The following is a 26,310-nucleotide window of genomic DNA, read 5'->3' as shown; positions in this document are numbered from 1 at the left end:
CCGGCAAAGCCGGTTCCGCGGTGTTTCACGAAAGAACAGTCCTGCTTGGCTTTTGAGCCTGACTTGTAGATCAACAACAGGAGACAACGCTCATGACATCGAATCGCTTCTCTCGCCGCCACTTCGTGACCGCGCTGGCCGGCAGCGCGGCACTTGGCGCACTGCCGCACCGCGCCTTCGCGCAGCAGCCATTGCCGCCGCTCATCAAGCTGGTGGTCGGCTATTCGGCCGGCGGCCCGGTGGACGGTGCCGCGCGCCTGCTCGCGCCCGCGCTGAGCCAGGCGCTGGGCACGCAGGTGATCGTGGACAACCGCCCCGGCGCGAGCGGTTCGCTCGGTGGCGACGCGGTGGCCAAGGCCGCGGCCGACGGCACGATGCTGTTCTTCGGCGCGAGCCCGACCATCACCATCAACCCCAACGTGCAGCGCCACATGGCCTTCGACCCGATGAAGGACCTCGTGCCCATCGCGCCGCTGGTGGACTACACCAATGTGCTGGTCGTCAACAACGACGTGCCGGTGCACAGCGTGGCCGAGCTGCTGGCCTATGCGAAGGCGCGGCCCGGCAAGGTGTTCTACGGGTCGGCGGGCGTGGGCGCGTCGAACCACCTGAGCGGTGCGCTGCTCGAGAAGATGACCGGCGTGCAGCTCACCCACGTGCCTTACAAGGGCAGCGCGCCCGCGCTGGCCGACGTGATGGCGGGCACGGTGACGATGATGTTCGACATCATCGCGACCTCCAAGCCCTTCATACAGACCGGTAAGGTGCGCGCGCTGGCCGTCACCTCGCGCCAGCGCAACCGCATGCTGCCCGATGTGCCGACCATGATCGAGTCGGGCGTGGCGGGCTACGACGTGGGCGGCTGGTTCGGCCTGTACGGACCGGCGCGCATGGACCCCGCACTGGTCGCGCGCATCAACGCCGCCGCGCAGAAGATGCTGGCGCGCGAAGACATCGCGAACCGCCTGCGCGAGCAGGGCTATGACGTCTGGGCCGGCGCGGCAGACCTGCTCGCGACCAAGGGCAAGTCCGACCGGCAGCTCTGGGCCACGGCGTCCAAGGGCATCGAGGCGGAATAGGCGATGCAGCAACCACGCATTCACGACCTGCTGGAGACGCGCGCGGCGCGCACGCCCGAGGCAGTCTTTCTTTTCGAGAGCGGCGCAACGACCACCTACGCGGCGCTGCAGGCGATGGCCGAGACCGCCACGCAAGACCTGCTGGACGCCGGCGTGCGGCCGACCGACCGCGTGGTGCTTGTGGCCGAGAACTGCGCCGCGCACATCGCACTGCTGATGGCGTGCAGCCGCATCGGCGCATGGTCTTGCGGCGTGAACGCGCGCATGTCGCCGGGCGAGATAGCGGCGATCGTCGAGCGGGCGGACGCGCGTCTTTGCTGCTTCACCACCGGCGCTTCGCAGGCGGCCGAACAGCACGCCCGGCGCGCCGGTGCGGTGCCGTCGGCACTTGCCGGTGTGATGCGTTCGGCAACCCGTGAACAAGCGCGCACCGAGCCCGCCCCGGCCCTGGCCGACACCGCCGCCATCATCTTCACCTCAGGCACGTCGGGCACCCCGAAGGGCGTGATGGTCTCGCACCGCGGGCTGCTGCACTTCGGGCGGGTATCGGCTGGTGTGAGGGCGTTGAGCGAGCGCGACCGTGCCTACGCTTTCCTGCCGATGACGCACATCTTCGGCATCGGCACCGTGCTGATGGCCGCGCTCACCGGCGGCGCGTCGCTGGTGCTGCGCGGCAGCTTCTCGCCGGCCGACATGCTGCAGGCGCTGGCGCACGAGCAGGTGTCGAACCTGCTCGGCCCGCCGACCATGTACGCGCGCCTGCTGGCCCACATCGACAGCGAGCGCGCGGTGCCGCGCTTTCCGCATCTGCGCTACGTGTACACCGGCTCGGCACCGCTCGACCCCGCGCTCAAGCAGCGCGTGGAGCGGCTGTTCGGCCAGCCGCTGCACTATGGCTACGGGCTCTCGGAGTACGCGGGCTCGGTGTTCCTCACGCGCACCGAGGCGCCTCGCTCGGACACGGCGGCCGGCCATGCGGTGGAGGGCGGCGAGGCCCGCATCGTGTCGCTCGAGGGGCAAGACGTGCCGCAAGGCGACACCGGCGAAATCTGGCTGCGCGGGCCCGGGCTCATGCTCGGCTATTTCCGCGATGCGGCTGCCACTGCGCAGGTGATGCGTCCCGGCGGCTGGTATGCCACCGGCGACCTCGGGCGCTTCGGGCCCGACGGCGCGCTGTTCGTGGTGGGCCGGCTGAAGGAAATGATCATCCGCTCGGGCTTCAACGTGTATCCGGCGGAGGTCGAGGCGGTCATCGGCCGCTTCGACGGCGTGCACCTGTGCGCGGTGGTCGGCGTGCCCGAGGCGGATGGCAACGAGCAGGTGGTCGCCTTCGTGGAGCTGAAGCCGGACGCGGTGCTCGACGAGGCGGCGCTGCGCGCGCACCTGGTGGAGCACCTGTCGCCGTACAAGCGCCCATCCCGCATCGAGGTGATCGACACCATGCCGACCACCGCCAACGGCAAGCTGCTCAAGCGCGAATTGCAGGCGCGGCTGCGCCTTGCGTAGGCAGGTGTGCCGCCGGGCGCTTCACGTTTTCCTGCAAGCGGGTGCGCCGCAGTCCTTCGGCCCGCCTTTGGGGGGCGCCGCATCGTGGTGTCTTCTACAAAGGAAAGCACCATGGCCGATGACTTGAGCAAGCGCGGGCCGCAAGACGCCACCCGCATCAACGTGAACGAGGCGCACGAAGTGCGCTACTGGACCCAGACGCTGGGCGTGACCGAGGCGCAGCTGCGCTCGGCCATCGCCGCCGCCGGCGTCGAGGTGAAGGACGTGCGCACCTACCTGGGCAAGCCCTGAGTCTCGTAGGCTCGTTCCTACACCCGGCGCGGTAACCGGGCACGATACTTGTTGCTCCCTCTCGTTTCAGGAAGTACCCGTGACCGTGCCGATGAACCTCACGCCGCTGGCAGCCGCGCCATGAAGTCTTCTCCCAGCGCGCGCAGCTGGATCGCCGCAGGCGTGCGCCACGAGCTGCTCACCCGGGCCCTGCCCGCCCTCCGGCACGACATGGCGGCACCCGTCTCGGTGATCCGCATGGCGCTGTTGATGCTCAAGCGGCAGGTCAGCGCAGCCACCGTCGACGCCGCCGCCTGCGAAGAGCGGGTGGCGCTGATCGACAACCAGGTGGCCGAACTTGTCGCCGCCATCCGCTCGCTGCGCGACTGGGAACTGGCGACCACCGACGACGGCATTGCCCGCAGCGCGCTGGTGGCGCAGTGCACGACGTTGATGCGCGCGGCCTTCGACCTGCACGGCGTGACGCTCGACATCGACCCCGCCCTCGAACCGAGCGAGGACGAAGCACGCTGGCCTGCCGCCGCGGCCCTGCGCTATCTGTTCCTCGGCGTGCTCGGCTACCTGCACGACAGTGCCGACGAAGCCGGCACGATCCGCGTGCAGGCGGAAGGTGCCAATGCGCTGCGGCTTTCGGCCCTGGCGCGCGAAGCGGGCGGCACCGATGCCGTGCTCGATGCGCATCGCGCGCCGCGTGCGCTGGCCATCGATGCCGTCGCGCTGCAGAACCTGGCCGAAGACCTGGGTTACGTCGTTGCCGTGGACGGCGACAGCGTGCGCTTCGCGCTCGCCACCGCGGCCTGAGCCTTCCTGCCGCTTCGGCGGCTGCTGCCCGCCACCGCGCGCGCCTGCCCTTGCCGGTGCGTGCGCAGGAAGGCCAGCAGCCGGCGTTCGGCCGCATAGAGCCCGCGTGAAGGCCGCGCCGTCTTGCGGCCGGCGATCTTCTCGAACAGCGCGGTGGCTGCGTCTTCATCGTTGTCCGAAAGCGCGCTGCCCAGTGCCAGCACGGCCGGGTGCACATAGGCCTTCTTGCAGACAGCGGGCGTGTTGCCTAGCTGCTTGGCGACGGCCGCGAGGATGTCCTTGGCGCTGTAGCGGGTGCCGTCCGCCGCGCTGCGCCCCGGCTCGCAGGCCAGCCGCGTGAGCTCCAGCGCCTGCACCGTGCCGTGCCAGGTGCGGAAGTCCTTGGCGGTGAAGCGCTCGCCGGGCGAGGCTTCGGCAAGGTAGTCGTTCACGTCGGTTGACGACACGCTGCGCAGCTCGCCGTCTTCGCCCGCGTACTGGAACAGGGCCTGCCCGGGCAACTGCTGGCACTGCCGCACCACCTTGGCCACGCGCGGGTCTTCCAGCCTGGCCTCGTGCATCACGCCGCTCTTGCCCTTGAAGCGCAGCCGCAGCGCCGTGCCCTTCACGTCCACATGCCGGTTGCGCAGGGTGGTGAGGCCGTAGGAGCCGTTGCTGCTTGCGTACTCTTCATTGCCGATGCGCAGCAGGGTGGTATCGAGCAGGCGCACCAGCGCCGCCAGCACCTGGCTGCGGCCGGGCGCCTTGTTTTTCTTGTCCGGCTGCAGGTCGCGCGCCACGCGGGCGCGGATGCGCGGCAACGCGAGCGCGAAGGCTTCGAGCCGCTCGAACTTGGTCTCGTCCTTCATCACGCGCCAGTCGGCGTGGTAGCGGTACTGCTTGCGTCCGCGTGCGTCGATGCCGGTGGCCTGCAGGTGGCCGTTGGGCAGCGGGCAGATCCACACCTGGGTGTAGGCCGGCGGAATGGCCAGCATGCGGATGCGCGAGATTTCGTCCACGTCGCGCAGCCATTGGCCCTTGGCGTCGCGGTAGCGAAAGCGCTCGCCGTGCTTCAGGCGGCGTATGCCCGGCATGTCGGGGTTCACGTAGACCAGCCCGTTGGCGATGGGCGTTGGCTTCGAAGGCGGCCTCGAGGACGGCTGCGATGCGGGAGAGGTAGAAAGAGCAGTAGCCGGCATGGGGTTTGCGTGGTGGTACGCACCGTTTTTGCCAGCGCCGACAATCGGCGCCTGTAGGACGCCGCAAATGCGGCCCGTCTGTTCTTTCCCTTATCGAGCTTCCGGAGCTTCCGAATGTCTTCCCGCCCCTCGTCCTTCCGTACCCGCTGGCTCCTGCTGCCGGCCGCCGCGCTGCTTGCCACGGGCTGCGCTTCCACCTCTTCCACCTCGGTGCCGGCCACGGCCTCGGCCGCGCCCGTGAAGGTCAAGGTGTTCGTCGCCGCCATGTTCGAGATCGGCCAGAACACGGGCGACCGCGCCGGCGAATTCCAGCACTGGTACGAGCGCTACTGGAAAGACGCCAAGCCCATCGCCGTGCCGGGCGCGCTGCAGCCCGTGTACTGCAACACCGACGGCGTGTGCGGCGCGGTGCTGGGCATGGGCAAGGTCAACTCGTCGTCGTCGATGCAGGCCATCCTGCTGAACCCGCGGCTCGATTTTTCGCAGGCCTACTACGTCATCTCCGGCGTGGCCGGCACGCCGCCCTCGCGCGGCACCATCGGCGAGGTGAACTGGGGCACCTGGCTGGTCGACTACGACCTGGGCCACCGCTGGGCGCCGGAAGAAAACAAGCCCGGCCAGCCGACCTTCATGCCGCGCAAGGGCTACGAGGAGTACCGCCGCTTCCAGCTCAACCCCGACCTCGTGCGCTGGGCCATGAAGCTGTCGGCCGACACGCCGCTGAAAGACTCCGAATCGGCCCGCAAGTACCGCCTGCGCTACCCCGACGCGGCGGCCCGCCGCGCACCATTCGTCGGCACCGGCACGCACATGACGGGCGACACCTTCTTCCACGGCCCGGGCATGTCGAAGCAGGCGCAGTACATCGCCAAGCTCTACGGCGCCGACGACTACGTCATCACCGAGATGGAGGCCGCCGCCATCACGCTGGTCATCAAGCGCACCCACGGCACCGACCGCGTGATGAGCCTGCGCGGCGCGGTCAACTTCGACCAGGGCAATCCGAAGGAGACCACGCTGCAGCACCTGGACCCGGCCCCCGGCGAAACGGCAGGCGGCTTTGCCGAGACGGTGGAGAACGTCGAGCGCGTGGGCAGCCGTGTGGTCGACCACATCGTGGCCAACTGGCCGCAGTGGCAGGGCGGCGTGCCCAAGCCCTGAGCCTGCCCGGTCAGGGCCGCGCCGGCTTCAGGTGCCAGGTCACGGTGAAATCGAAGGGCGTCCACCGGCTCACCGTGACGCCCGCCTGTCGCAGGCCACGGCCGATCCAGGTGTTGCAGGTCTCGAAGAGGTTGTAGGCGCCCTCGGCTTCGTAGAAGGCGTCCTGGCTGTCGTAGTGCGCGCCCGCGATGGGTTGTGCCGGCCCCGGCGGCAGGCTGGCGCGCACATGGCCGACCAGCTGCGCGTACCGGGCCTGCGACAGCGGCAGCTCGAATGCGCCGCGGCCCAGTTGCCCGCGCCGCAGGTAGCTCACGTGCAACAGCGAGCGGTTGCCGCCCGACAGCGCACCGAATGCACGCGAGGCCGTCAGGTCGCCCCAGGTGGGCGTGTTCAGGTAGAACTCGCGGTCGCCCCAGCCGATGGCGACGAACTCGGCATCGGGCGGCGGCGCCTTGAAGTCTTTCAGCGGAAACACCTGCAGCCAGTCGATGGTGGCCGAGCGGACCGGGAACACGTAGTCGGTGTGCACGCCGTTGCTCAGCACCCAGGCCTGCACTTCGGCGGGCGCATCGCCGGCCGGCTTCGCGCCGTTGGCCGGCCAGAACACCAGCGCGCACGCGACCGCGACATACAGGCCGATCAGCGCGGCCAGCCCCAGCAGGGTGAATGCGATGCGCCGGAGCCAGCGTTTCAGCATGGTGGTGGGCCCGTCAGAAAAGAGAGGCCGTGGTGGCCACCGGCTCCGATGCCGCGCGCTGCGCGCCGCCGGCAGGCGCCAGCGCCTCGGGGCTGCCGGCCTTGGCCAGCGCGCCCACGCGCACGCCCAGCAGCCGCAGCGGCCGTTCCAGCGGCACGCGCTTCAGGCACTGGCCGCCAGTCTGGCGGATGGTCTTCGCGTCGGCGGTGAAGTGGCCGATGGTCTGGTCGCGCGTGGCGATCTTGAAGTCGTCATAGCGCAGCTTGATGCCGATGGTCTTGCCCACGTAGCCTTTGCGCTGCAGGTCGGCGGCCACCTGCTCGCACAGCTTGGTGAAGATCGCGCCCAATTCGGCGCGGTTGCGCACCGCATGCAGGTCGCGGTCGAAGGTGGTTTCGCGGCTCATCGACACGGGCTCGCTCTCCGTAACCACCGGGCGGTCGTCGCGGCCCCAGGCCACCTCGTGCATCCATGCGCCGGTGGCCTTGCCGAAGTTGGCGATGAGCCAGTCGCGCTCGCGCGCCGCGAGCTGGCCCACGGTCTCGATGCCGAAGCGCTTGAGCTTCTCGTCGGCCTTGGGCCCGATGCCGTTCACCTTGCGGCAGGGCAGTGGCCAGATGCGCGATTCGAGGTCGTCTTCATAGACCACGGAGATGCCGTTGGGCTTGTTGAACTCGCTCGCCATCTTGGCGATGAGCTTGTTGGGCGCCACGCCGATGGAGCAGGTCAGCCCGGTCTCGCTGAAGATGGCCTTCTGCAGCAGCCGCGCCAGCGAACGCCCGCCGTCGCGCTGGCCGCCGGGCACGTCGGTGAAGTCGATGTACACCTCGTCCACGCCGCGGTCTTCCATGAGCGGCGCGACTTCCAGAATGACCTGTTTGAAGGCGCGCGAGAAGCGCCGGTATTCGTCGAAGTCCACCGGCAGGATGATGGCCTGCGGGCACAGCTTGGCGGCCTTCATGAGCCCCATGGCCGAGCCGACGCCGAACTGGCGCGCGGGGTAGGTGGCGGTGGTGATCACGCCGCGGCCGGTGTAGTCCTTGAGCCGTGGGAACGAATCGACCGGAATGTCGGCCAGCGTGCCGCCCTCGGGCAGGTCGCGGATGGCCTCGTCCACGCGCCGGCGCCCGCCGCCGATCACCACGGGCAGGCCCTTGAGCTGCGGATAGCGCAGCAGCTCGACGGACGCATAGAAGGCGTCCATGTCGAGGTGGGCGATGCGGCGGATCGGCGGGGCTGACGGGGGCTGGGAACTCACGGCAACGATTGTCTCGCGGGTGGGGTGGTTTTGCCTGCTGAAGGTTGAGTTCAGGGCGTGTGCACAGGCCGCCGGGTACTCCCCTCCGCGAATGTCCCCCGCCCTTCGGGCTCCTCCTTTATTTCGCTGCGGGGAGCACCCGGCGCCCTGTGCACGATGGACGCGGCGCTTGTGTTGGCTGATCAACAAGTGCTCTGAACGATCACGCCGATGGGGTGCCTTGCGCAGCGAAATAAAGGAGGAGCCCGCAGGGCGGGGGACATTCGCGGCGCAAGGTACCCCGTCGGCGTGAGCGCCACCCTGAAAACCCCTCAGCGCGTCTCGACGGTCCTGAGCAACGGCGACTCGAACATCGCCACCGGAGAGATCACCGGCTCGTCCATCGGCACCCTGTCGCCGTAGCGCTCGCGCATCTTGGCGCGCACCGCCGGGTCCGTCAGGTTGAATTCGCGGATCTTCTGCAGCTCGCCGATGCGCACGCCCAGTGCGCGCTGGTAGAGCTTCCACACGAGTTCGGAACAGTAGATGCGCTGGTCCGACCATTCGAACGTCAGGTCGTAAGGGCGGCCCTCGAAATCGGCGGTGCGGGCGCGCAGCGTGGCCACTGCGCCCGGCGTCAGCAGCCGGTCGGCATCGCGCAGCCGCTTGACCACGTAGTGGCCGCCATTGCCGCGTGCGGTCCATTGCGCGAGCGGCGTGTAGCGCACCGTCGACACCGCCTCGAACACGTAGGGCTTGCCGCCCCGCATCAGCACGATGCCCATGTGGCTGTAGCGCGAGCCGGTGGCGCGCTGCACCGCCACGCTCTGCGCCGAGCGCGAGGTGTGGAAGACGATGTCGCCGTCTTTCAGCGCGGCCGCGGCGTGGCCGGCGCCGCAGAAGAAGACGGACAGGAGCAGCGCGAGCGCCGCGGGGAGCTTGGTCATGGTGCCGGGCATTGTCCGGCATGCACCGGCGGCCAATTTTCTTCGGCCATGATGAAGGGACAAGGCTTGCGCACTGCAGCATGCCGGTCCATCATCCGCGCCATGCAAACCGTCGCCTCCATTCTCTGGCGCAGGCTCGACGCACCGGGTCACGACGCCTGCCGCCTCGAACGCAATGCCTCTGCCTGGCAACTCGACGGTGCCGCCGTATTCCGCATGGAAGACGGCCGCATCGGCCAACTGCACTACCGCGTGCGCTGCGACCTGCATTGGCACACCCAATGGGGCACCGTGCGCGGCTGGCTCGGCGGCTCGGCCATCGACCTGTCGATCACGCGCGACGCACGCGGCCACTGGAAGCTCAACGACGAAGCCGTGCCCGACATGTCGCACTGCGTCGATCTCGACCTGGGTTTCACGCCAGCCACCAACCTGCTGCAGCTGCGGCGGCTCAACCTCGAGAAGGGCGAGAGTGCCGATGCGCCGGCCGCGTGGCTGGACCTGGACGGCGGCGTGCTGAGCGAACTGGCGCAGCGCTACGAGCGGCGCAGCGAGACCGAGTACGCCTACGAGGCAAGGCGCTTCGACTACAGCGCGGTGCTGGTCGCCACGCCCGACGGCTTCGTGAAGGACTATCCCCGTCTCTGGGCCGAAGGCTGAACTGCGCGGCTGCCGCCGCGCTCAGTCGAACTGCGAACGGTCGCCCGCCACCAGCTCGCGGTTGCGCCGCCGGTCGATGACGATCTCGCGAGCGAAATCTTCTGTGCTGCCGCCTGCCGGCAGGTTGTAGGCCTCACGCAGGCGCGCACGCACGCCGTCGCTCTCCAGCACGCGGTTGATCTCGCCATTGAGCCGCTGCACCACCGCAGCCGGCGTGCGCGCCGGTGCGAAGATGCCGAAGAGCGAATCGCGGTTCGCCTTCTCGAAGCCCAGCTCCGCCAGCGTCGGCACCTCGGCCAGCGCCTCGATGCGCGCGGGCGCGCCCACCGCCAGCGGCTGGAAACGGCCGCCCTCGATGTACTGCAGCTGTTGCGCGGCCACGTTGGTGGACAGCACTTCGAACTGCCCGCTGAGCGCATCGTTGAGCTGCGGGCCGCCGCCCTGGTAGGGGATGTGCGTGATGTCGGTGCGGCTTTGCATGCGCACCTGCGCCAGCACCATGTGCCCGATGGTGGCCACGCCAGAGGTGGCCCAGCGCACCGCGCCCGGCCGGCTGCGCGCCTGCGCGATCAGCGCGCCGAAGCCGCGCCCCGCGAAGGCCGGCGTGCCGACCACCAGCACCGGCGTGCGCATCACGCTGGCCACGGGAACGAAGGCGTGCTGCGGGTCGTAGGGCACGCGCGCGAGCAGCGGATGCAGCGTGAGCGGGCTGATGGCCGAAAAGGCCAGCGTGCAGCCGTCGGGTGCCGAACGCGCGAGCGCATCCATGCCCAGGCTGCCGCCCGCGCCGGGACGGTTTTCGACCAGCACCGGCGTGCCGATCGCCTGTGCGAGCGGTTCGGCCAGCACGCGGGCCATGCCGTCGCTCACGCCGCCGGGCGGGTACACCACGATCAGCCGCACCGCGCGGCGGGGCCAGGCGGAAGGGGCCGCGCGCAGCAGGCCCGGTGCCGCGCAGGCAGCGGCGAACAAGGCGCCCGCACCCTGCGCAAAGCGGCGCCTTGCCTGCGCGCTCATGGCGCCGCCGGGTCCTTGTTTGCGTGCTCGCCTGCCAGCTTGCGCAGCAGCGCCGCGAAATGCTGCGCGGGCAGGTTGTCTTCTTCCACGCGCGACACCAGGGTGAGCGGCGCGTCGAGCTGGCCGCCGTCGGCCAGCCGCATGTAGGCGATGGCGTGCGCGTGCACGCCGGTCATCGAGGCGGGCACCACCGACAGGCCGACACCCGCGGCCACGAGATTCAGGTTGGTCATCATGCGATCGACTTCGGCCACCACGCGCGGGCGCAGCCCCTTGGCGTGGCACAGCGCGAGCAGTTCGGCATAGAGGCCGGGCGCGCCCGGCCGCCGCACGAGGATGATGCCTTCCTCGCACAGCCTGGCAAGCGGCAGCGGGCGTGAAGCCTTGGTGCGTGCGAGGGCAAAGCGATGGTCGCTGGGCATGGCCACCAGCACCGGCTCGCGCAGCATCGTCTCGAACACCAGCCCCTCGGGCCGCGCCACCGGCACGCGCAGCAGGCCGCAGTGCAGCCGCCCGGCGGCCAGTGCCTCGGTGAGCTCGGCCGCGTTGTCCTCGCGCAGCTGCAGTTCCACCAGGGGGTAGGCGCGGCGGAATGCGCGCAGCGCCTCGGGCATGAAGCGGTGCGCCGCCGCCGAACTGGTGAAGCCGACCGCGAGCGTGCCGGCCTGGCCCTTGGCCACGCGGGCCATGCGCTGCTTCATGGACTCCATGTCCTGCAGCATGCGCAGCGCCTCGGCCTGGAACAGCCGGCCCGCGTCGGTGAGCGCCACGCCGCGCGGATGGCGGCGGAACAGCGGCATGCCCAGCTCGCGTTCCAGCGCCTTGATCTGCAGGCTCAGCGGCGGCTGCTGGATGCCGAGTTGCTCGGCCGCGCGCGTCATGTGGCCGGTGCCCGCGACTGCCACGAAGTAGCGCAGTGCCCTTATGTCCATATATTTTTGGTATTGAAAGTGCCTTGTTATTTTATTTGACCCTAAGTCACACCGAATCTATCGTCCGGCCGCCCATTCAAGAACAAGCGGCCCAACGAGGCCGCATGCCGGAGACAAACCCATGCGCACAACGCGCCCTGCCTCGATGATTCGTGCCGTCCTGTATGCGATCGGCCTTTCGCTGGTTTCACTCATCCTTGCCGCCTGCGGTGGTGGCGGAGGCGGCGTAGGCGGCGGTGTTGGCCTGCTGCCCGCCACGCCACCCGCCAGCGGGAACCCGCCCGCCAACGATCCGCCGGACAACCAGCCGCCCCCGCCTGTGCAGCCGGTCGTTGCCTGCGCCGACCTGAACGGCAAGAGCCTGCCGGCCTCGCTGATCAGCCTGCCCACCCAGGGCGCCACCGTCACCAGCGCCACGCCGGTTGCCGCGGGCGATGCGGGCAACACGCTCGGCGACTACTGCCGTGTGCGCGGCACCATCCAGCCGGTCGACCCCAACGCCTCGGTCATCAACTTCGCGGTGAACCTGCCCGAGAAGTGGAACCAGAAGACCATCCACTTCGGCGGCGGCGGCTTCGACGGCGTGCTGATCGACGGCACCGAGCTCATCCGCTTCGGCCCCGCCGGCAAGCCCGCGCCGCTGGCGCTGGGCTACGCCACCTACGGCGACGACTCGGGCCACCAGTCGAGCAGCATCACCGACGGCAAGTTCGCGGCCAACGACGAGCAGCTTGCCAACTACGGCGGCAACTCGCTCAAGAAGACGCGCGACGTGGCGCAGGCACTGGTGTTCGCGCGCTATGCGGTGAAGCCGAAGCACGCCTACTTCCTGGGCACCTCGACCGGCGGGCGCGATGCGCTCAGCTACATCCAGCGCTGGCCCGAGGACTACGACGGCGTGATCGCCAACGAACCCGCGCTCAACTACACCGGCACGCGGCTGTCGAACGTGGCCGTGGGCCGCGCGCTCTACTACAACAACGGCATTGACGGCTGGATGGACCTGAGCGAGACGCTGATGGTGCAGAAGGCCGCGATGCAGGCTTGCGACAAGCTCGACGGCGCGGCCGACAACATCGTGAGCAACGTCGAGAGCTGCCGCATGCTCAATCAACAGATCCTGGCGTCGCTGCGTTGCCCCGACGGCACCAAGACGGCCAAGACCTGCCTGTCGGACGCGCAGATCGCCACCGTGCGCGCCATCGAGTCGCCGCTGGACTTCACCAGCTATTCGCTGGCCAACGGCGTGAAGCGCGCGGGCGGCTACAACCTGCTCGAAGGTGCGCTGGTGGCGGGGCCGTACACCACGCGTGATCTCGGTACGCGCAGCGTGCCGGGCAATCCCGCCACGTCTTCCGACGCCAACATGTACGTCACCGGCGACCAGTGGGTGAAGTTCTTCGTCACGCGCATCGCGAACTTCGACACGCTGACCTTCGACCCATTGAACCCCGGCAGCTATGCCGCGCGCGTGACCGAGGTGTCGAACCTCACCGACGCGACCAACCCCAACCTGGCGCCGTTCTTCGCGCATGGCGGCCGGCTCATCATGCTGCACGGCCTGGCCGACGAAGTGATCAGCCCGAACTCGACCATCGACTACTACAAGCAGCTCATCGCCACGGTGGGCCAGGCTTCGGTCGACCAGCACGTGCGCTTCTACACGGTGCCCGGCATGGGCCACGGCACCGGCAGCTTCATTCCCAACTGGGATTCGCTGGCGGCGCTCGAAGGCTGGGTGGAGGGCGGGCTCGCACCCGCCACCGGCGTGGCGGTGGACGCGGTGGCCGGAACCTACGGCCGCACGCGTCCGCTGTGCCAGTTCCCGTCGTGGCCCAAGTACCGTGGTAGCGGCAGCCTCGACGCGGCCGTCAACTACAGCTGCGTGACCGAGGTCGGCGACCCGCTGGCCTGCCCGAACCTGCCCGCCTCCGTGACGAGCTACAAGGGCGGCAACAGCTTCGGCGAGGAACTGCGCGTGCAGATCGACCCGGTCACCATGGCCTATACCGTGACCATCGACGCAAGCCTGCAGCGCGCCGCCGGCACGCTGCGCACCGGCTCGCTGGTGTCGGAGGGCAGCTGCAGCTATGCCAGCGGCGAGAGCGGGGCGGTGTTCAGTTTCGGCGCGGGCGGCGTGCTGTCGGGCGGCGTGAATGCGCCGAGCGGCGGCGGCTTCGCGCCATTGCTGGCCTTCCAGAAGACCTACGACAACGCGGCCTCGCCCGCCGATTTCAAGTCGATCGCCAACACCTTCAACGCGGCGGGTGTGCTGCAGCAGGATCCGGGCGGCGCCACTGCCTACGGCGCGGCCGTGAAGCTGCGCAATGCGGGCACTTTCCAGTACTGCCGCGACCCGGTCTCCGGCAGCTTCATGACCTACGACGCCAACTGCGCGCAGACCGAGAAGGGCTACATCACCTACGACGCGAGCCATGGTGCGTTCAACGTCTTCACCACGCCGCCTGAAGGCAATGCCGTCGTCACCGGCGGCACGCGCAGCGGCTCGATGGTGATCGGCCAGGTCAACGGCGCGACGGTGCCGCTGCACCTGGTGCGCGTGTCGGCGACCAGTTCGGGTATGCGCGTCCTTGCATTGCAGCAGAGCCTGATGGCCGGCGTTGCCGACGGAAGCTTCGCGATGCTGAGCGTGAAGGGGGAGAACCATGATGCGACGGTGGCCGGCAGCGCGTTCAATCTGGGTGGCGCGACCGCCGCCCTGGGCTACGACGCCCCGGTGCTGGGCGTAGCGCAAGCCGATGCGGGCCGCCCGGGCAATTTCATCTTCAACAGCGGCGTCCTGGCATTCGTCTCCACCCCGGGAGCGAACGCGGCGCTGGAACTGGGAGTACGCCATTGAAAAACCGACTCTCGCAGCTCGCTGCATTCGCCCTGATTGGCGCGGCGCCGCTGCTGTCCGCGCACGCGGCACCGACGGCGCCGAAGGCGGCGACCTGCCCGTCGCCCGTGCCCGACGCCGCGCGCTGCTACACGGGCGAGGACGGCGCGGGCGCCCTCTACTGGATAGCGATTCCGAACGACTGGAACCACGTGCTCGTGATGCACGCCCACGGCGGCCCCGAGACCGGTCCGCCCAAGCTCGAGCGCAGCGAGGAAGACCTCAGGCGCTGGGCCGTCACGGTGAAGGCCGGCTATGCCTGGGCCGGCTCCACCTACCGGCGCGGCGGCTACGGCGTGACCATGGCCGCCGAAGACACCGAGCGGCTGCGCCAGATCTTCGTGCGCAACTTCGGCCAGCCGCATCGCACGCTGCTGCACGGGCAGAGCTACGGCGCGGGCGTGGCGGCGAAGGCGGCGGAACTGTATGCGCCCGCAGGTGGAGCGAAGAGTCCCTACGACGGCCTGATGCTCACCAGCGGCGTGCTCGGCGGCGGCAACAGCGCCTATGACTTCCGGCTCGACCTGCGCGTGGTGTACCAGTACGTCTGCCACAACCATCCGAAGCCCGACGAAGCACAGTACCCGCTGTGGATGGGCCTGCCGCTCGATTCGAAGCTCACCCGCGCCGACCTCGCCGCGCGCGTGAAGGAATGCACCGGCGTCGGCCTGCCCGCTGCGCAGCGCACGCCCGAGCAGGCCGCGCGGTTGAAGACCATTCTTTCGGTCGTGAAGATCCAGGAGCGCTCGCTGCTCGGCCACCTGACGTGGGCCACCTGGCTGTTCCAGGATCTGGTGCAGAAGCGGCTCGGCGGGCGCAACCCGTTCGGCAACATCGGCGCGGTCTACAGCGGCTCGGCCGACGATGCGGCGCTCAATGCCGGCGTGCTGCGCTACGCAGCCGACCCGCAGGCCAAGGGTGCGCTGGCGGCCGACAGCCAGCCCACCGGCCGCACATCGCTGCCCACTGTGGGCCTGCACGCGATCGACGACCCGACGGCCTTCGTGGAGCTGGAGAACTCCTACCGACGCATCCGCGACGCGGCCGGAACCGGCCGCCTGCTGGTGCAGAGCTTCAGCAGCGAGCGTGAGCACAGCTACCTGAGCGATTCGGAATACCCGGCGCTCTTCACCGCGCTGCTCGACTGGATCGACAAAGGCGAGAAGCCCACGCCCGAAGGCCTCGCGCAGCGTTGCAAGGCATTGATGCCGCGCTACGACACCGACGGCAAGAACGGCTGCCACATCCAGCCCGCGTGGCAACCGCCCGCGCTCGAAAGCCGCGTGCCTTCGCGTGCACCCTGATTTCCCTTTATCTCAACTCGACGGAGACTCCATGAAAAAACTGTTCGCCCTCGCGGCGATCGCCATTGCTGCCGGCGCTCATGCGCAAGACTTTCCGGGCGGAAAGTCGATCACCATCGTCGTGCCCTTCGCGGCCGGCGGGCCGACCGATCGCGTGGCGCGCGACCTGGCCGAGGCGCTGCGCAAGCCGCTCGGCGGCGGCACGGTGATCATCGACAACGTGCCCGGCGCCGGCAGCTCCATCGGCGCGGCCAAGGTGGCACGCGCCACGCCGGACGGCTACACGCTGCTGCTCAACCACATCGCGATGGCCACGGTGCCGAGCCTTGTGCGCAACCTGCCGTTCAAGGTGGAGAGCGACTTCGAATACCTGGGCATCGTCAACGACGTGCCGATGACGCTCATCTCCAAGCCCAGCATTCCGGCCACCAACTACAAGGAGCTGACGAGCTGGATCGCGGCCAACAAGGGCAAGATCAACATCGGCAATGCCGGCGTGGGCTCGGCGTCGCACCTGTGCGGCCTGCTCTACCAGAGCGCCACCAAGACCGAGATGACGGCCGTTCCGTACAAGGGCACAGCACCCGCCATCACCGACCTGATCGGCGGACAGATCGACCTGCTGTGCGACCAGACCACCAACACCACGCCGCAGATCCAGTCCGGCAAGGTCAAGGCCTTTGCCGTGACCACGCCCAAGCGTCTCGCGCTGCCGGCGCTGAAAGACCTGCCCACGCTCGACGAGGCCGGCCTGAAGAACTTCCAGGTCACGATCTGGCACGGCCTGTATGCGCCCAAGGGCACGCCCGCGCCGGTGCTGAAGAAGCTGAGCGATGCGGTGAAGACGGCGCTGAAAGACCCGGACTTCATTCACCGCGAAGAACTGCTGGGCGCCGTGGTGGCGACCGACGGGCGCATCGAGCCCGCGGGCCACAAGAAGTTCGTGGCAGAAGAAATCGCCAAGTGGACGCCGATCATCAAGGCGGCCGGCGTGTACGCCGAATAGCCGCGCTGCAGCGATGGGGGAAGGCGCCGGTCAGGGGACGGATGCCTGCGTTTCTCCCGTCCATCGCGCATGCGATGCGCTCAGGTGATGAAGCATCGCCGCCACGGCGGCGTGGGGGTCTCGCGCCTCCAGCGCGCGGTAGATTGCCTCGTGTTCGGCGAATGCGGCCTTCCAGGCTTGCGAGTCTTCGGTACGTGCGCTCATTCGAGATGAGATCGGGCTGTGCCGCCCGTCGAAAAGCTCACCCACCAGCCGCACAAGAACGGAGTTCTCCGTCATCTCCGCAATGGTGAGGTGAAAACGTCGGTCGTTCTCGAGCTGCGATCGGCCGTGGAGGCCATCCTGGCGCATGTCTTCCAGGCAAGTTTTCACGCGGTCCAACTGCTGTGAAGTGACGCGGGCCGAGGCCAGCGTTACCACGGAGCCTTCGAGCATGGCACGGGCCTGCATCATTTCAGAAGGGCTCTCGCCGACCGCCGGCGTTGCGCGCTCGGACGCGTCTTGCGACGCACAGACATAAACGCCCGACCCCATCCGTATCTCGATGCGCCCGTCGATCTCCAGGGCGATCAGCGCTTCGCGCAGCGAAGGCCGCGACACCCCCAGCTGCAAGGCCAGTTCCCGCTCCGGAGGCAGCCGCGCGCCGGGGGGCAGGTCGCCGTCCCGGATGAAAGTCCGAATCTGGTCCGCGATCTGCTGATAGAGCCGCCGGGTGTCGGCGGGTTTGGCGGGAGGAAGCATTTGGATCTACACCAAGGACGAAGCGAGGCTATGTGGTCATGCCAGTTTGACACTGTCAATCCGGTCAATCCGCGTTCGTTCTCCTTGTTTTCCTCGGGGAAACCCGAAAAGGGTTTGTTCTGGTAAGGCCAATTTTGCCATATGGCAAAGTGGTCATGCCAATTGGTAAGGCCAAAAAGCTGTCACACACCAGGACCTGTCCTGGTCGCCTCATACCCGTTCAGGAACAACAAAGGAGACGAGAAGATGAAGACAAAGCTGAATTTCCGATCCATCGCCATCGCCATCGCCATCGCCTGCGTCACATGCGTCTGCCTCGGCCTTGGTGCGACAGGCGCGCAAGCCCAAAGCAGCGTGACGCTCTACGGTCGCGCGGTTGCCGGTGTCGACTACCAGAACAACATTGCCGACGCGTCGGGCAGGGGTGGCGGCACCTTGTGGCGTCACGCCGGCAACCAGTGGGGCACCAGCATGCTGGGCATCAAGGGCACGGAGGACCTGGGCGGCGGCATGGCCGCCCTGTTCGTGCTCGAAGGCGGTTTCGATCTGCCTGCCGCCAAGCCCAACGGCGCCGATCTGCTGCTCAACCGGCGCGCGTATGTCGGCCTGCAGGACTACTGGGGCAAGCTGGTCTTCGGCAAGAACCTGTCGATCTCCAACGACGTCTGGTATCTCGACCCGACGGGCCAGCAGTTCATCGGCACGGCCACGCTGGTGCGCGGGCGCAACTGGCAGGGCAACGACAACGGCATCGAATACACGACGCCGACCTGGGGCGGCTTCAGTGCCACCCTGCAGACAGGGCTCGGCGAGCAGACCGATGGCTTCAGCAAGCTGCGCAAGGACGGCGTCTCGCTGGTCTATGCCGCGTCTTCGTTCGAAGCGCGTGCCATCTACGACGTGGCGCGCGACAAGAACGGCAAGTATTCGGACCTGTTCCTCACGTCGAAGGAACTCACGCTCGGCGGTACCGCAACCTTCGATGCGCTGAAAGTGTTCGCCGGCTACCAGCACCTGTCGGCGCCCGATGCGCCGCTCACCGCGCCGAGCAAGGCCAACCACTACTGGGTCGGCGCCAACTACCAGCTCACGCCCTGGCTGACCATGATCGGCTCCGTGTTCCGCGTCACGCAGAACCGCAACGCCGGCAGCGCCAACCTGTACATGCTGGGGGCCAACTATGCGTTGTCCAAGCGCACCTTGCTCTATGCATCGGTGGGCAAGGTCTACAACAGCTCGACGGCCAACTTCTCGGTGGAAGCCACCAACAACAACCCGCCCGCGGGCGGCCGGCAATCGGGAACGTACTTCGGTATGAGCCATACGTTCTAACGCTGCGCGGCATTGCCGTTCGCATCGATTGACGACGCCCTCGCGATCTGAATGAATAAGCCCCGCCATGGACCCAAGCCCAGCTGCCGATGATTGGAAACGCATGGTCACACGCATCGACTCGCACCAGCATTTCTGGCGGCCCGCGCGCGGCGACTACACGTGGTTGCGTGCCGACGTGCCGGCGCTGGAGCCCCTGGTGCGCGACTTCATGCCGCAAGACCTGATGCCGCTCATGCAAGCGCATGGCGTGACGCGGAGCGTGCTGGTGCAGGCGGCCGACTCCGAAGCCGAGACCGACTTCATGCATGAACTCGCGGCCGCGCACGACATCATCGGCGGCGTGGTCGGCTGGGTCGACCTGGGTCGGCCCGAAGCAGCCCCATCGCTGGAACGCATGGCGCGGCACCCGAAGTTCAAGGGCGTGCGGCCGATGCTGCAGGACCTGCCCGATGACGACTGGATAGCGCGCATGCCGCATCCCGATGCGGTGCGGGCGCTCGTGCGGCTCGGCCTGCGCTTCGATGCGCTGGTGAAGCCGAGGCATCTGTCGCCGCTGCTGCGCTTCCTGAAGGACTGGCCCCAGTTGCCCGTGGTGATCGACCACGGCGCCAAGCCGCCGGTGGGTGCGCACGGCAGCGAAGCCTTTGCGCAGTGGCGCAAGGAGATCGCAGCAATCGCGTCGCTGCCGCAGGTGTGCTGCAAGTTCTCGGGCCTCTGGGGCGAAGCGCCGCAGTCCACGCACGGCAGTGTCGACGCGGCCGTGAGCGTGGTGCGCCCGGTGTGGGAGCACCTGCTCGAATGCTTCGGCCCCGCTCGCCTGATGTGGGGCAGCGACTGGCCGGTGCTCACACTGGTCGGCGACTATGCCGGCTGGATCTCTGTGAGCGACAACTTCATCGGACAGCTGTCGGCCGACGAACAGACGCAAGTCTGGCGAGGCACCGCGCAGCGTTTCTACGACATTGCCACGGACTGAACGCGCCATGCAACCCATCGTCATCATCCGCGACCTCTGCAAGTCATTTGCCGGCGTGCGCGCTCTCGACAAGGCGCAGTTCGATCTGCTGCCCGGTGAGGTGCATGCCCTCATGGGCGAGAACGGCGCCGGCAAGTCCACGCTGATGAAGGTGCTCGCGGGCGTCTACAGCAAGGACTCCGGGGAGGTGCTGCTCGACGGCCGGCCCGTGGACATCGATAGCCCGCGCGCCGCGCAGGCACTGGGCATCGGGATCATCCATCAGGAGCTGAACCTGATGAACCACCTGAGCGCGGCGCAGAACATCTTCATCGGCCGCGAGCCGCGCGGGCGCCTGGGCCTGTTCATCGACGAGGAGGCCATGCGCGCGGAGACGCAACGCATCTTCGAGCGCATGAACCTGCGGCTCGACCCGCGCACGCCGGTGGGTGAACTCACGGTGGCCAGGCAGCAGATGGTGGAGATCGCCAAGGCGCTGTCCTTCGATTCGCGCGTGCTCATCATGGACGAGCCCACTGCCGCGCTGAACAACGAGGAAGTGGCCGACCTGTTCCGCATCATCGGGCAGCTCAAGTCGCAGGGCGTGGCCGTGGTCTACATCTCGCACAAGATGGACGAACTCAAGCGCATTGCCGACCGCGTGACCGTGATGCGCGACGGCCAGTACATCGCCACCGTGCCGATGGCCGAAACGCCGATGGACTCGCTCATTGCCATGATGGTGGGGCGCCAGCTCACCGATGTGGAGAACGAATTTCCCGACACCTCGGGCAACGAGATCGTGCTCGAGGCCAGGGGCATCAACCGCGGCTCGATGGTGCGCGATGCAAGCTTCGTGCTGCGCAAAGGCGAGATCCTTGGCTTTGCGGGGCTCATGGGCGCGGGCCGCACCGAGCTTGCGCGCGCCGTGTTCGGCGCCGACGCCATCGACTCGGGCGAAGTCCGCGTGCGCGGCAAGAAGGTGTCGATCAGGTCGCCGCAAGATGCGGTGTCGCACGGCATCGGCTACCTCTCGGAAGACCGCAAGCACTTCGGCCTGGCGACGGGCATGGACGTGGAAACCAACATCGCGCTGCCCAGCATGAAGAAGTTCGTGTCGATGGGCGTGTTCCTCGACCATGCGGCCATCGAGGCCGCCGGCCGGCGCTACGTGAAGCAGCTCAACATCAAGACGCCCTCGACCCACCAGCAGGTGCGGCTGCTCTCGGGCGGCAACCAGCAGAAGATCGTCATCGCCAAGTGGCTGTTGCGCGACTGCAGCGTGCTCTTCTTCGACGAGCCCACGCGCGGCATCGACGTGGGTGCCAAGGCCGAAATCTACCGCCTGCTCAACGCGCTGGCAGAGCAGGGCAAGGCCATCGTGATCATCTCGTCGGAGTTGCCCGAGATATTGCGCATGAGCCACCGCGTGCTGGTGATGTGCGAAGGCCGCATCACCGGCGAACTGGCGGGGCGCGAAGCCTCGCAGGAAAAGATCATGCAGCTCGCCACCCGGCGCGAAGCTGCCACCGCCACCGCCCCCTGACGACGACTGGAGACACCCCTTGACGAACCCCACCGCCACCACCGCTGCCACGCCCGGCTTCTCGCTGAAGGCGCGGCTCTTTCGTCCGGCCACGCGGCAGAAGATGCTGGCCTTTGCCAGCCTGATCGTGCTGATGGTGTTCTTCAGCATCGCGTCGCCGCAGTTCCTGCAGGCCGACAACCTGGTGAGCATTCTTCAATCGACCGCGGTGAACGGCGTGCTGGCGATTGCCTGCACCTTCGTCATCATCACTTCGGGCATCGACCTGTCGGTGGGCACGCTGATGACCTTCTGCGCCGTCATGGCCGGCGTGGTGCTTACCTACATGGGCATGCCGCTCGCGCTCGGCATTGCGGCCGCGATTCTTTTCGGCGCGCTGGCCGGCTTCGTGTCGGGCGTGCTGATTGCCAAGCTCAAGATACCGCCGTTCATTGCCACGCTGGGCATGATGATGCTGCTCAAGGGCCTGTCGCTGGTGATCTCGGGCACCAAGCCGATCTACTTCAACGACACGCCGGGCTTTACAGCCATCTCGCAGGACTCGCTGATCGGCTATGTCATCCCGTCGCTGCCGATTCCGAATGCGGTGCTCATCCTGTTCCTGGTGGCCGTTGCCGCGAGCATCGTGCTCAACAAGACCATCCTCGGGCGCTACACCTTCGCGCTCGGCAGCAATGAAGAAGCGGTGCGGCTCTCCGGCGTGAACACCGATTTCTGGAAGGTCGTGGTCTACACGGTGAGCGGCGGCATCTGCGGCATTGCGGGCTTGCTGATCGCCTCGCGCCTGAACTCGGCGCAGCCTGCGCTGGGGCAGGGCTACGAACTCGATGCGATTGCTGCGGTGGTCATCGGCGGCACGTCGCTCAGCGGCGGCACCGGCACCATCGTCGGCACGATCATCGGCGCCTTCATCATGAGCGTGCTGACCAACGGCCTGCGCATTCTTTCGGTCGCGCAGGAGTGGCAGACCGTGGTCACGGGCGTGATCATCATTCTTGCCGTGTACGCGGACATTCTGCGCCGGCGCGGCGGCAGCAAGCATTGAGCTGATTTCACAACCACAGGAGACATCGCATGATCCAGAGAAGAGCAGTCACCACCACTTTGGGTGCGGCCCTCATCGGCCTGTCGGGCTTTGCGGCGCACGCGCAGCAGGCACAGGAGGTCTACATTCCGCTCGTGTCCAAGGGCTTCCAGCACCAGTTCTGGCAGGCCGTGAAGTCGGGCGCCGAGCAGGCCGCGAAGGACTTCAAGGTCAAGGTCACTTTCGAAGGCCCCGAGACCGAGGCCATGGTCGACAAGCAGATCGACATGCTCTCCGCCGCGCTGGCCAAGAAGCCGCAGGCCATCGGCTTTGCCGCGCTCGACAGCCAGGCCGCCATCCCGCTGCTGAAGAAGGCGCAGGCCGCGAAGATACCGGTGGTGGCTTTTGACTCCGGCGTGGACAGCGACATACCCGTGACCACCACGACGACCGACAACAAGGCCGCTGCCGCGCTGGCCGCCGACAAGATGGCCGAGCTGATCGGCAAGAGCGGCGAGGTGGCGCTGGTGGTGCACGACCAGACCAGCCGCACCGGCGTGGACCGGCGCGACGGTTTCGTCAACCGCATCAAGTCGACCTACCCGAACATCAAGATCGTGAGCGTGCAGTACGGCGGCGGCGACCAGCTCAAGTCGACCGAGATCACCAAGTCGATCTTGCAGGCCTCGCCCAACCTCAAGGGCATCTTCGGCGCCAACGAGGGCTCCGCCATCGGCGTGGTCAACGGCGTGAAAGAGATGAAGCGCAACGGCAAGGTCGTGATCATCGGCTACGACTCCGGCAAGCAGCAGAAGAACGCGATCATGGACGGCAGCATGGCCGGCGCCATCACGCAGAACCCGGTGGGCATGGGCTACAAGACCGTGGAGATGGCGGTGAAGGCGATCAAGGGCGAGAAGCTGCCGAAGGTGGTGGACACCGGGTTCTTCTGGTACGACAAGACCAACATTGCCGACCCCAAGATCGCAGCCGTGCTGTACGACTGAGCATGACCACAGTCCGATCGATGCGCGTGCTCGACGTGCGCTTTCCCACCTCGCAGCAGTTGGACGGCTCCGACGCGATGAACCCCGACCCGGATTATTCGGCGGCGTATGTCGTGCTCGAAACCGACCAGCCGGGGCTCGAGGGCCACGGCCTCACATTCACCATCGGGCGCGGCAACGAGATCTGCTGCGCGGCCATCGAGGCCATGCGCCATCTGGTGGTGGGGCTCGACCTTGCATGGGTGGCAGAGGACATGGGGCGCTTCTGGCGCCACGTCACCTCCGACAGCCAGCTGCGATGGATCGGCCCCGACAAGGGCGCGATCCACCTGGCCACCGGCGCTGTGGTCAACGCGATGTGGGACCTGTGGGCCAAGTCCGAAGGCAAGCCCGTGTGGCAGCTGGTGGCCGACATGAGCCCCGAGGAGTTCGTGCGCTGCATCGACTTCCGCTACATCACCGACTGCATCACGCCTGAAGAGGCGCTGGCGCTCGTCACCGAAGCTGCGAAGGGAAAGGCCGGGCGCATCGCCACGCTCAAGGCCGAGGGCTACCCCTGCTACACCACGTCGGCCGGATGGCTCGGCTACTCCGACGAGAAGCTGCGCATGCTCGCGCAGGAGGCTGTGGACGCCGGCTTCAACCACATCAAGCTCAAGGTGGGACGCGACCTGCAGGACGACATCCGCCGCCTGACGGTGGCGCGCGAAGTGCTCGGCCCCGACCGCCACCTGATGATCGACGCCAACCAGGTCTGGGAAGTCGACCAGGCCATCGACTGGGTGCGACAACTGGCCTTTGCCAAGCCGTGGTTCATCGAGGAGCCCACCAGCCCCGACGACGTCGAGGGCCACCGCAAGATCCGCGAAGGCGTGGCGCCCGTGAAGGTGGCCACGGGCGAGATGTGCCAGAACCGCATCATGTTCAAGCAGTTCATCATGCGCGGCGGCATCGATGTGGTGCAGATCGACGCATGCCGCCTTGGCGGCGTGAACGAGATCCTTGCCGTGATGCTCATGGCCGCGAAGTACAAGCTGCCCGTTTGTCCGCATGCCGGCGGCGTGGGCCTTTGCGAGTACGTGCAGCACCTGTCGATGATCGACTACCTCTGCATCTCCGGCACGCGCGAAGGCCGCGTGGTCGAGTATGTCGACCATCTGCACGAGCACTTCATCGAACCCTGCGAGATCCGCAATGCGGCCTACATGCCGCCGAAGGGCGCGGGCTTCTCCATCACCATGAAAACCGAATCGCTCGAACGCTACCGCTTCCGGGGCTGAGACCGGATCACACCAAACGAAAGGCATCTCCCGACCATGGACCTGCATCTGAAAGACAAGGTGGTGCTCGTCACCGGCGGCGGCAGCGGCATTGGCGCTGCTATCTCGATGACGCTGGCGAGCGAGGGCGCGGTTCCGGTGATCTGCGGCAAGAATCCGCTCGATGCGCCGTTCGAAGAAGCGCTGCGCGCGCTGCAGCCGCGCATGCGGTTCTTTCAGTTCGAACTGATGGAGGAGGCGGCTTGCGCCAAGGCCGTGGCCGACACCGCCGCGGAGTTCGGCCGCATCGACGGGCTGGTCAACAACGCCGGCGTGAACGACAGCGTGGGCCTGGAAGCAGGGCGCGAGGCCTTCATAGGTTCGCTCGAACGCAACCTCATCCATTGCTACGTGATGGCGCACTACTGCCTGCCGCACCTGAAAGCGAGCAGGGGCGCGATCGTCAACATCTCATCGAAGACCGCAGTGACAGGGCAGGGCAACACCAGCGGCTACACGGCGGCCAAGGGCGCGCAACTGTCGCTGACGCGCGAGTGGGCCGCGTCGCTGCTGGAAGACGGCGTGCGCGTGAACGCGGTGATTCCTGCCGAAGTGATGACGCCGCTTTACCAGCGATGGATATCGGCCTTCGACGAACCCGACCGCAAGCTCGAAGAGATCACCAGCAAGATCCCGCTGGGGCGTCGCATGACCACGCCGCAGGAGATTGCGGACAACGTCGTGTTCCTGCTGTCGGAGCGCGCTTCGCACACGACGGGGCAGTGGGTGTTTGTGGATGGCGGGTATACGCACCTGGACCGGGCGTTGACCTGATTTCTTTATTTGAAATTTAAAGCGGAGTTTTCATGCGCCATTGCCTTGCCCTCGATCTGAAGGACGATCCGGCGTTGATTGCCGAGTACGAGGCTTATCACCGCGAGATATGGCCCGAGGTGCGGGCGCATCTTGTCGCGCATGGCGTGACTGCGATGGAGATCTATCGGCTGGGCACGCGGATGGTGATGTTGATGGAGACGGACGACGCGCGGTATGACGCGGAGGCTATGGCGCTGGCTTCGAAGAGCGATCCGAAGATCAGGGAGTGGGAAGAACTTATGTGGAAGTTTCAGGCGCCCACGCCCTGGACGCCTGTGGGGGAGAAGTGGGTGGGGATGGGGAAGGTATTTGAGCTGTAGGGATCGCCAAATACCTGCCCGAGATCAACAGGCATCCTCAATTGATCAAATTGCTGTTGCTTATCGTCCCAACGGTGCCCGTCAACCGCACGAAGAAGTCTGTATCGTCGAATTGCGCGGTATTGCTTCCAGTGTTCTGGAACAGATAGGTACCAGCAGCAGAGCCCGTTTGAATGGTGATTAAGTAGGATTGGCCCGTGTTGTTCAAGACAACGGAAAGCCCACTGGTAATAGTGCTCAGGTAGTTGCTGGTATCCGCGTTTCCGATGATGTAGCTCCCAACGCTGCTCGCATTCACCCCGGTCTTGAAGTAGTCGGTACCTGTCGCATTGAAGTTGGCCACTGTGTCAACGCTGGTCTTGTTTGACATATTGGCGCCCATTGCGATGATGACTTCCGAGCCCGAACCGCTGGTTGGGAGGCTGATACTGTCGACACTGGAAGTACCGGCAACGGTTGTGCTTGCGCTGCTGGTGCCGAGCAGATTCAAAGTCTGGCTGTTGATTTCCATCCAGAAGTGACCCACTTGGCC

General features: G+C 67.2%; 25 protein-coding genes. 17 read left to right on the top strand and 8 right to left on the bottom strand.

From position 1 onward, the window contains the following. The first annotated feature begins 92 nt into the window (after positions 1-92). From ACWV14_RS24940 to ACWV14_RS24925, 4 genes are all read left to right on the top strand, one after another. Positions 93-1,079 (top strand): Bug family tripartite tricarboxylate transporter substrate binding protein, encoded by a 987-nt coding sequence (locus ACWV14_RS24940; protein ID WP_454904311.1) that lies wholly within the window; start codon positions 93-95, stop codon positions 1,077-1,079. 3 nt (positions 1,080-1,082) lie between these two features. After that, positions 1,083-2,585, top strand: a complete 1,503-nt coding sequence (locus ACWV14_RS24935; RefSeq protein ID WP_454904309.1) for a class I adenylate-forming enzyme family protein — start codon at positions 1,083-1,085, stop codon at positions 2,583-2,585. Positions 2,586-2,696: 111 nt separating this feature from the next. Next, entirely contained in the window at positions 2,697-2,876 is a 180-nt protein-coding gene (locus ACWV14_RS24930) for a DUF3606 domain-containing protein (RefSeq protein WP_198085197.1), read from the top strand. A 120-nt stretch (positions 2,877-2,996) separates the two neighbouring features. Beyond that, positions 2,997-3,677 carry a hypothetical protein gene (locus tag ACWV14_RS24925; RefSeq protein ID WP_454904308.1) on the top strand — a complete coding sequence of 227 codons (681 nt, stop codon included), beginning with the start codon at positions 2,997-2,999 and terminating at the stop codon, positions 3,675-3,677. On the opposite strand, the gene ACWV14_RS24920 is transcribed toward ACWV14_RS24925, so the two are convergent. Then, the gene (locus ACWV14_RS24920; RefSeq protein ID WP_454904306.1) at positions 3,620-4,855 is read right to left on the bottom strand and encodes a DNA topoisomerase IB; all 1,236 of its coding nucleotides are present in this window, start codon (positions 4,853-4,855) and stop codon (positions 3,620-3,622) included. The genes ACWV14_RS24925 and ACWV14_RS24920 overlap by 58 nt on opposite strands. A gap of 114 nt (positions 4,856-4,969) precedes the next feature. On the opposite strand from ACWV14_RS24920, the gene ACWV14_RS24915 reads away from it, so the two are divergent. Beyond that, a complete protein-coding gene (locus ACWV14_RS24915; RefSeq protein ID WP_454904305.1) occupies positions 4,970-6,016 on the top strand; it encodes a purine-nucleoside phosphorylase in 1,047 nt (348 codons plus the stop codon). A 10-nt stretch (positions 6,017-6,026) separates the two neighbouring features. On the opposite strand, the gene ACWV14_RS24910 is transcribed toward ACWV14_RS24915, so the two are convergent. From ACWV14_RS24910 to ACWV14_RS24900, 3 genes are all read right to left on the bottom strand, one after another. Beyond that, the gene (locus ACWV14_RS24910; RefSeq protein WP_454904304.1) at positions 6,027-6,713 is read right to left on the bottom strand and encodes a TIGR02117 family protein; all 687 of its coding nucleotides are present in this window, start codon (positions 6,711-6,713) and stop codon (positions 6,027-6,029) included. Between the two features lie 13 nt (positions 6,714-6,726). Continuing rightward, positions 6,727-7,917 carry a Y-family DNA polymerase gene (locus tag ACWV14_RS24905; protein WP_454906063.1) on the bottom strand — a complete coding sequence of 397 codons (1,191 nt, stop codon included), beginning with the start codon at positions 7,915-7,917 and terminating at the stop codon, positions 6,727-6,729. A 365-nt stretch (positions 7,918-8,282) separates the two neighbouring features. Then, positions 8,283-8,897, bottom strand: a complete 615-nt coding sequence (locus tag ACWV14_RS24900; RefSeq protein WP_422087906.1) for a YiiX family permuted papain-like enzyme — start codon at positions 8,895-8,897, stop codon at positions 8,283-8,285. Between the two features lie 102 nt (positions 8,898-8,999). Here ACWV14_RS24900 and ACWV14_RS24895 point away from each other — a divergent pair, with 102 nt between their 5' ends. Continuing rightward, the gene (locus ACWV14_RS24895; protein ID WP_454904302.1) at positions 9,000-9,557 is read left to right on the top strand and encodes a putative glycolipid-binding domain-containing protein; all 558 of its coding nucleotides are present in this window, start codon (positions 9,000-9,002) and stop codon (positions 9,555-9,557) included. A 21-nt stretch (positions 9,558-9,578) separates the two neighbouring features. On the opposite strand, the gene ACWV14_RS24890 is transcribed toward ACWV14_RS24895, so the two are convergent. Further along, positions 9,579-10,574 carry a Bug family tripartite tricarboxylate transporter substrate binding protein gene (locus tag ACWV14_RS24890; RefSeq protein ID WP_454904300.1) on the bottom strand — a complete coding sequence of 332 codons (996 nt, stop codon included), beginning with the start codon at positions 10,572-10,574 and terminating at the stop codon, positions 9,579-9,581. After that, entirely contained in the window at positions 10,571-11,506 is a 936-nt protein-coding gene (locus ACWV14_RS24885) for a LysR family transcriptional regulator (RefSeq protein ID WP_454904298.1), read from the bottom strand. Before ACWV14_RS24885 ends, ACWV14_RS24890 begins: the two co-directional genes overlap by 4 nt. Before the next feature lie 121 nt (positions 11,507-11,627). On the opposite strand from ACWV14_RS24885, the gene ACWV14_RS24880 reads away from it, so the two are divergent. Genes ACWV14_RS24880 through ACWV14_RS24870 form a run of 3 tightly spaced genes read left to right on the top strand, consistent with a single transcriptional unit; the run spans position 11,628 to position 16,715 of the window. Next, positions 11,628-14,366: a tannase/feruloyl esterase family alpha/beta hydrolase gene (locus ACWV14_RS24880; protein WP_454904296.1), complete on the top strand. Its 2,739-nt coding sequence runs from the start codon at positions 11,628-11,630 to the stop codon at positions 14,364-14,366. Beyond that, entirely contained in the window at positions 14,363-15,709 is a 1,347-nt protein-coding gene (locus ACWV14_RS24875) for a hypothetical protein (RefSeq protein ID WP_454904295.1), read from the top strand. Before ACWV14_RS24880 ends, ACWV14_RS24875 begins: the two co-directional genes overlap by 4 nt. A 31-nt stretch (positions 15,710-15,740) precedes the next feature. Next, positions 15,741-16,715, top strand: coding sequence for a tripartite tricarboxylate transporter substrate-binding protein (locus ACWV14_RS24870; RefSeq protein WP_454904294.1), 975 nt, complete (start codon positions 15,741-15,743; stop codon positions 16,713-16,715). Between the two features lie 30 nt (positions 16,716-16,745). Here the strand turns inward: ACWV14_RS24870 and ACWV14_RS24865 are convergent, their stop codons facing one another. After that, positions 16,746-17,456 carry a FadR/GntR family transcriptional regulator gene (locus ACWV14_RS24865; RefSeq protein WP_454904292.1) on the bottom strand — a complete coding sequence of 237 codons (711 nt, stop codon included), beginning with the start codon at positions 17,454-17,456 and terminating at the stop codon, positions 16,746-16,748. 246 nt (positions 17,457-17,702) lie between these two features. Between ACWV14_RS24865 and ACWV14_RS24860 the strand changes: the two genes are divergently transcribed. The 8 genes from ACWV14_RS24860 (at position 17,703) to ACWV14_RS24825 (ending at position 25,778) form a co-directional block, all read left to right on the top strand. Further along, positions 17,703-18,788 carry a porin gene (locus ACWV14_RS24860; protein ID WP_454904290.1) on the top strand — a complete coding sequence of 362 codons (1,086 nt, stop codon included), beginning with the start codon at positions 17,703-17,705 and terminating at the stop codon, positions 18,786-18,788. A gap of 103 nt (positions 18,789-18,891) precedes the next feature. After that, the gene (locus tag ACWV14_RS24855) at positions 18,892-19,767 is read left to right on the top strand and encodes an amidohydrolase family protein (protein ID WP_454904289.1); all 876 of its coding nucleotides are present in this window, start codon (positions 18,892-18,894) and stop codon (positions 19,765-19,767) included. A gap of 7 nt (positions 19,768-19,774) precedes the next feature. After that, positions 19,775-21,292, top strand: coding sequence for a sugar ABC transporter ATP-binding protein (locus ACWV14_RS24850; RefSeq protein WP_454904288.1), 1,518 nt, complete (start codon positions 19,775-19,777; stop codon positions 21,290-21,292). 19 nt (positions 21,293-21,311) lie between these two features. Further along, positions 21,312-22,337 (top strand): ABC transporter permease, encoded by a 1,026-nt coding sequence (locus tag ACWV14_RS24845; RefSeq protein WP_454904286.1) that lies wholly within the window; start codon positions 21,312-21,314, stop codon positions 22,335-22,337. 29 nt (positions 22,338-22,366) lie between these two features. Continuing rightward, positions 22,367-23,323, top strand: a complete 957-nt coding sequence (locus tag ACWV14_RS24840) for a substrate-binding domain-containing protein (protein ID WP_454904284.1) — start codon at positions 22,367-22,369, stop codon at positions 23,321-23,323. 2 nt (positions 23,324-23,325) lie between these two features. Then, positions 23,326-24,603, top strand: coding sequence for an L-fuconate dehydratase (locus tag ACWV14_RS24835; protein ID WP_454904282.1), 1,278 nt, complete (start codon positions 23,326-23,328; stop codon positions 24,601-24,603). A 36-nt stretch (positions 24,604-24,639) separates the two neighbouring features. Further along, a complete protein-coding gene (locus ACWV14_RS24830; RefSeq protein WP_454904280.1) occupies positions 24,640-25,416 on the top strand; it encodes an SDR family oxidoreductase in 777 nt (258 codons plus the stop codon). A 32-nt stretch (positions 25,417-25,448) separates the two neighbouring features. After that, positions 25,449-25,778 (top strand): L-rhamnose mutarotase, encoded by a 330-nt coding sequence (locus ACWV14_RS24825; protein ID WP_454904279.1) that lies wholly within the window; start codon positions 25,449-25,451, stop codon positions 25,776-25,778. A 37-nt stretch (positions 25,779-25,815) separates the two neighbouring features. On the opposite strand, the gene ACWV14_RS24820 is transcribed toward ACWV14_RS24825, so the two are convergent. Then, positions 25,816-26,289 (bottom strand): hypothetical protein, encoded by a 474-nt coding sequence (locus ACWV14_RS24820; protein ID WP_454904277.1) that lies wholly within the window; start codon positions 26,287-26,289, stop codon positions 25,816-25,818. Between the last annotated feature and the right edge of the window lie 21 nt (positions 26,290-26,310).

It is taken from the genome of Variovorax durovernensis (assembly GCF_977011995.1).
The sequence above is the reverse complement of the archived record's forward strand: the minus strand, read 5'-3'. Positions and strand labels throughout refer to the sequence as shown.